We start from the raw sequence: 905 nt of genomic DNA, 5'->3' as shown, positions 1-905 counted from the left end.
AGAACCTATCCGAATAGGGATTAAGGAAGTGGTACTTTAGCGGCATGGCCACGACCCAAGAATTCACGATTTCCGATACGCTCTGGATGCGCCTCTCGCCCCTGCTGCCGGGGCACACGCCCAGACCCCATCCGCTGGGCCGCCACCGCCAGCGCATCCCGGACCGGCAAGTGTTAAATGGTATTTTCTTCGTGCTACGCACGGGCTGTCAGTGGAAAGCGCTGGGTGCCACCGGCATTTGTTCATCGAGTACGGCCCACAGCCGCTTCCAGCAGTGGGTCGAGGCCGGCGTCTTTGCCCGCCTTTGGAACGAGGCGTTGCAGGACTACGAGGACTTGATTGGCCTCGACTTTGACTGGATGGCCCTCGACGGTTCGCTGCACAAAGCGCCGTTGGGCGGGGAAAAAACCGGTCCCAACCCCACGGACCGCGCCAAAGGCGGCGGCAAGCGCAGTCTGTTGACGGAGGCACGGGGCATTCCGGTAGGCTTGGTGCTGGAGGGGGCCAACCGGCACGATATGAAACTGACGGAAAGCACGTTGAGTAGCCTGCCGCCAGCGGCTGAGACGGCTCGGCAGGCCCACTTGGCGGCGGGCGGCGAGCAGGGCTTGTGTCTGGATGCAGGCTACGACTACACCCAGGTGCGCGAAATCGTGGCGGCGCATGGTTACACGGCCCATATCCGGCCGCGGGGCGAGGAGGCCCAGGCCAAAAAAGCGGGTCAACAGGCCCGTCGTTGGGTGGTGGAGCGCACGCATTGCTGGCTTAACCGCTTTCGGCATCTGCTGATTCGCTGGGCCAAGAAACCGGACAACTACCTGGCCATGCTCCATTTTGCCTGCGCGAGAATCACGTGGTATAATTGTCTTTTTGGCTGACGCTCATTCCCTATTCGGATAGACTCT

The 905-nt window shown here is 61.5% G+C and carries 1 protein-coding gene; it reads left to right on the top strand.

Translation table 11 applies throughout. The features are described from left to right. Window positions 1-44 precede the first annotated feature (44 nt). Window positions 45-878 carry an IS5 family transposase gene (locus BEN47_RS01680; protein WP_083322008.1) on the top strand — a complete coding sequence of 278 codons (834 nt, stop codon included), beginning with the start codon at window positions 45-47 and terminating at the stop codon, window positions 876-878. Window positions 879-905 lie beyond the last annotated feature (27 nt).

This window comes from Hymenobacter lapidarius, assembly GCF_001816145.1.
Taxonomy (GTDB): domain Bacteria; phylum Bacteroidota; class Bacteroidia; order Cytophagales; family Hymenobacteraceae; genus Hymenobacter; species Hymenobacter lapidarius.
The sequence above is the reverse complement of the archived record's forward strand: the minus strand, read 5'-3'. Positions and strand labels throughout refer to the sequence as shown.